General features: G+C 38.7%; 6 protein-coding genes and 2 pseudogenes. 6 read left to right on the top strand and 2 right to left on the bottom strand.

The features are described from left to right. Positions 1-304 (bottom strand): transposase family protein (locus IQ224_RS21930; RefSeq protein WP_194033491.1); only part of this gene is annotated, 304 nt, incomplete at its 3' end. Between the two features lie 166 nt (positions 305-470). Here IQ224_RS21930 and IQ224_RS21925 point away from each other — a divergent pair. The 6 genes and pseudogenes from IQ224_RS21925 to IQ224_RS21900 all read left to right on the top strand — a co-directional run. After that, a pseudogene (locus tag IQ224_RS21925) lies at positions 471-701 on the top strand (flagellar assembly protein H); the annotation flags it as partial. A gap of 105 nt (positions 702-806) precedes the next feature. Next, entirely contained in the window at positions 807-1,877 is a 1,071-nt protein-coding gene (gene hypE, locus IQ224_RS21920) for a hydrogenase expression/formation protein HypE (protein ID WP_002778119.1), read from the top strand. A 145-nt stretch (positions 1,878-2,022) separates the two neighbouring features. Continuing rightward, complete coding sequence (locus tag IQ224_RS21915; protein WP_004157713.1) at positions 2,023-2,367, top strand: hydrogenase maturation nickel metallochaperone HypA; 345 nt, start codon at positions 2,023-2,025, stop codon at positions 2,365-2,367. Continuing rightward, the gene (gene hypB / locus IQ224_RS21910) at positions 2,358-3,212 is read left to right on the top strand and encodes a hydrogenase nickel incorporation protein HypB (RefSeq protein ID WP_004157716.1); all 855 of its coding nucleotides are present in this window, start codon (positions 2,358-2,360) and stop codon (positions 3,210-3,212) included. Before IQ224_RS21915 ends, hypB begins: the two co-directional genes overlap by 10 nt. A 46-nt stretch (positions 3,213-3,258) precedes the next feature. Further along, complete coding sequence (locus IQ224_RS21905; protein WP_004157718.1) at positions 3,259-3,657, top strand: type II toxin-antitoxin system HigA family antitoxin; 399 nt, start codon at positions 3,259-3,261, stop codon at positions 3,655-3,657. Between the two features lie 17 nt (positions 3,658-3,674). Beyond that, positions 3,675-3,845, top strand: a complete 171-nt coding sequence (locus IQ224_RS21900) for a DNA adenine methylase (RefSeq protein ID WP_004157720.1) — start codon at positions 3,675-3,677, stop codon at positions 3,843-3,845. A gap of 457 nt (positions 3,846-4,302) precedes the next feature. Here the strand turns inward: IQ224_RS21900 and IQ224_RS21895 are convergent. Then, a pseudogene (locus tag IQ224_RS21895) lies at positions 4,303-4,404 on the bottom strand (IS5/IS1182 family transposase); the annotation flags it as partial.

The raw sequence follows: 4,404 nt of genomic DNA, 5'->3' as shown, positions 1-4,404 counted from the left end.
TTTTCTTCGGCAAATAATTTAGTTCTTCTGTGAATTTTTTCCCACATTTCTCGCATCTCATCTGACGACGATTGATTCTCAGATATAATGCCTGTTCTCCAAAGGGTAAATCTCGGATTGTTAATTCATTGTTTTGATGAACTTTTTCCGTTTTACTTCCACAATGAATGCACTGGCTTTCTCTTGACATATTTTCTAAATGTAAAACAATTCCTATATCGGTAATAATTTGATAATTGGTAACGACAACTCCTTCTAGGTGAAGTAGCTCGGTCATTAACTTTAATTGTGGATTTGATGGCATAAGTATAGTTTGTGTCTAAAATTGCTGGTCTTGGCTGTCTATATTTTAAACAATAAATTGCTGTATTGCAAGCATAGTCAGCTTTTAAAGATGAATTATTGTTTTATTGATCAGCAATAATTGTCTGTTTTTTCTTTAATTTTACATGACAAGTTCGGAAGAGCCTAAATTACCACGTCTAAGTCGCCGGGAGATACAAGCCATGTTTAGTTTAGATGAACTGAAACAAACCCGTTATTTTCAAGACGTTCGAGAAGAAGGTAAACTGGAAGGTAAATTGGAAGGTAAACTAGAATCTGTGCCGCGTTTATTGGCTTTAGGTTTAACGGTAGAACAAATTGCTCAAACCTTGGACTTAACTGTAGAAAAAGTGCGAGAAATACCAGAAACCCATTAAGCTAATCTAGCAGTAGGCTATGACACCGTTTCCGATCAAGATAAAGTGTAACCTAATTTGCTATCGACCAGCGACTCGCCAAAATGAAAACTTCCTACCTCACCTATGACTAGCACTCCTTCAGCTTCTTTAAAATTAAAAAAAACAAAAATTACCGACACAAATATCACTCTCTCCCATGGCAGTGGTGGCAGCGCAATGCGGGATTTAATTAATGAGATATTTGTTAATAATTTTGATAATAACCTACTGGCAACCCTTGAAGATCAAGCCCGATTTGAAATTAAAGATTTGGCTAAAATAGGCGATCGCTTGGCATTTACCACCGATTCCTATGTGGTTTCTCCCCTATTCTTTCCGGGGGGTGATATTGGCAGTTTAGCAGTCAATGGAACCGTTAATGATTTGGCTGTCGGTGGGGCAATTCCTCTCTATCTCAGTTGTAGTTTTATCCTCGAAGAAGGTTTATCTATCGACACCCTAAAAACCATCGTTACCAACATGAAAATAGCCGCCGAAAAAGCAGCGGTAAAAATCGTCACCGGTGATACAAAAGTCGTTTCCAGGGGACAAGCAGATCAAATATTTATTAACACCTCTGGAGTGGGAGTAATTCCAGCCGGAATCAATTCCGGGGCGAATAATTTACAAGTTGGCGATCGCATTTTGCTGAACGGTTTTCTGGGGGATCACGGTGCCGCCATTCTGATTGCCAGGGGCGAATTAGACCTACAATGCACAATCGAAAGCGATTGTCAAGCCCTGAATTCTTTAATTTCTGCAATTCTGGCCGTTTGCCCGCAAGTTAAAGCAATGCGGGATGCCACTAGAGGCGGATTAGCCACGGTTTTAAACGAATTTGCCCAAAGTTCAGGGGTGGGAATACAGGTGCAGGAAACGGCGATCCCCATCCGGGAAGAAGTGCGAGGAATGTGCGAATTATTGGGCTTAGAACCGCTTTATCTGGCAAACGAGGGTAAATTAGTCCTTGTCGTCCCTCCGGAGGCGGAAAATCGCGTTTTAGCAGTGATGCGTTCCCATCCTGACGGTAAAAATGCCGCTTCTATCGGGGAAGTCGTCGCTTCTCCTCCCAATTTAGTTTATTTAAAAACCCCTTTCGGCACTAACAGAATTCTCGATATGTTAGTAGGTGAACAATTACCGAGAATATGTTAATTAGACAGGAGACAGTTTTAAAGGAAAAAGTGAAAGGTAAAAAAACAGATAGTTGGGGTTTTGGGGTTTTAGTAGAAATTTCCCTGATAACTGATCACTGATACTTGATAACTGATAACTGATAACTGATAACTGATAACTGAAAATGCACGAACTAGGAATCACCCAAAATATTATCGAACTTGCCTTAGAACATTCCCGAGGAATGAAAGTTAAGCGCGTGGTGTTAGAAATTGGTAAACTAACGGCAATTATGCCAGAATCGATCACTTTCTGTTTTGATACCTGTTGTCAAGGTACTAATATAGAGGGGGCAATGTTAGAGATTCTGGAAATTTCTGGTTTAGGACAGTGCCAAGATTGCGGAAATGAGCTAGAACTAGAATATCCCTACGGAATCTGCGATCAATGTGGTAGTCGCAATATAATCATTTTACAGGGTCAAGAATTAAATCTTAAATCGTTGGAGACAGAATCCTTATGTGTGTAACCTGTGGTTGTTCTGATAACTCGGAAGTAACGGTAACTAATCCGCAAACTGGAACCCATGAACATATTTTAGCCGATGGTACTGTTATTAGTCATAGCCATCATGCTCACGATCATGCTCACGCTCACGCTCACGATCATGCTCACGCTCACGATCATGAGCATCCCCATCATCCCGCAGAAATTCACGCTCAAATTCATGGTAACATTGTCCAAGTTGAGCAAAATCTGCTGGCAAAAAATAATCTATTAGCGGCACAAAATCGCGGTTGGTTGAAGGGTAGAAAAACTGTTGCTCTTAATTTGGTTTCTTCCCCCGGTTCGGGAAAAACTACCCTGTTAACTCGCACAATTGCCGATTTAAAAACCGCTATTCCTATCAGTGTGATTGAGGGAGATCAAGCTACAGCTAATGATGCTCAAAAAATTAGTGAAACCGGTTGTCAGGTTATCCAAATTAACACTGGAACAGGTTGTCATTTAGAAGCATCAATGGTAGAGAGAGGATTAATCGAACTCGATCCACCGATGAATTCTTTAGTCATGATCGAAAATGTTGGTAATCTAGTTTGTCCTGCTTTATTTGATTTAGGAGAAAATGCCAAAGTCGTCATTCTTTCCGTCACCGAAGGGGAAGATAAACCGATTAAATATCCCTATATGTTCCACGCTTCTCAAGTCATGATCTTGACAAAAATAGACCTACTGCCCTATGTTAATTTTAACCTCGATCGCTGTTTAGATTACGCCTATCAGGTTAATCCCAATCTGAAAGTTTTTCAAGTTTCCGCTACCACAGGAGAAGGTTTAGATGCTTGGTACAGTTGGTTAAAATCGCTGGTTTAAGTTAAGTAGTAACACACCCAAAAAGTTCAGTCTAACCGAAAGAAAAATGACCCTAGCACTTGATGACAATATTTATAATCAACTGTTGACTAAATTTCAACCCAAGATTATTGAAAATGAAGAAGAATATGAGCAAGCGCGTCATCTTCTCCTTAATCTAATTAGTAAACAGGATCGACTACCAGAAGAAACCGCGATGGTTAAATTAATGGCGACAATTATTAAGGATTTTGATGCCAAACAACCTCAACCCGAACCAGCTTCACCCCAGGAAGTATTATTACACTTAATGTCAGCTAACAACAGGAAACAAGCTGATTTAGTTGGTAAAATTGGTTCTAAGGGTGTGGTTTCAGAAATTGTTAATGGCAAGCGATCAATTAGTAAAGCTCAAGGTAAAATTTTAGGAGAGATTTTCAATATTTACCCCGGTGTATTCATTTAATTATCTATTAGTTGTTAATGAAAACAACCGTCATTGTTCCCACGATTAAATGTCAAGGTATCAAAACTAAACTGCTATCATCAATCAAAATTTTAGCAGATCAGCAAAACTTTGATCGCTGGATAGAACCCTTTTGTGGACTGGAGTTGGTAGCTTTTAATTTACAACTCAAAAAGGCCTTATACTAAATCTAGTTATAGCGTTTCCTAAGCTAGTGAGGTACACTTGTTTTTCTTCCCTTTTGCCTCTTGCCTTTTGCCTAAAACCCATAACTTTTGTACCTCAGCAGACTGAAAAACGCTATATTAAAAGCTGATACTAAATCCAGTTACTAAAGACTGATTATCTATTCCCCCTTTTGCCTCTTGCCTCTTGCATGAGTGCCTATGCTTATAAGTAGCCTATACTAGAACTCTTGCAAATTAATTATATGTTATAATAATGGGTCAACTAATTTTCCCAAAAAAATTAGTTGATCAGTACATTTGTCCTGAATGAAAACTTGAAGTTTAACTTTTAACTCAAAACTCTTTAGAGCTGCTTTAATTTGGTTATCAAAACCTCTTTATTTAAGCGGCACAAACTATCTCAATTATAAAAATTGAGAATAAATTCTCCTTGACTTGATTAATCTTTAGGCAACTTTTAAGAAGCTGCTATACCTATCCCTAACTCACAGTTATAAATAGCCGCCAACAAGTTAACTCTTAAACTATATCTTCGACGACGATTCCGATATTTACAGGA

Source organism: Microcystis sp. LEGE 00066 (assembly GCF_015207925.1).
In the GTDB taxonomy this organism is placed as follows: Bacteria; Cyanobacteriota; Cyanobacteriia; order Cyanobacteriales; family Microcystaceae; genus Microcystis; species Microcystis ichthyoblabe_A.
Note: the sequence above shows the minus strand (reverse complement) of the source record. Positions and strands in the feature narration are given on the sequence as shown.

Bases quoted from the DNA above. Each gene is read 5' to 3' on its own strand.
- hypE (WP_002778119.1), top strand. From the start codon at position 807: ATGACTAGCACTCCTTCAGCTTCTTTAAAATTAAAAAAAACAAAAATT.
- IQ224_RS21915 (WP_004157713.1), top strand. From the start codon at position 2,023: ATGCACGAACTAGGAATCACCCAAAATATTATCGAACTTGCCTTAGAA.
- hypB (WP_004157716.1), top strand. From the start codon at position 2,358: ATGTGTGTAACCTGTGGTTGTTCTGATAACTCGGAAGTAACGGTAACT.
- IQ224_RS21905 (WP_004157718.1), top strand. From the start codon at position 3,259: ATGACCCTAGCACTTGATGACAATATTTATAATCAACTGTTGACTAAA.
- IQ224_RS21900 (WP_004157720.1), top strand. From the start codon at position 3,675: ATGAAAACAACCGTCATTGTTCCCACGATTAAATGTCAAGGTATCAAA.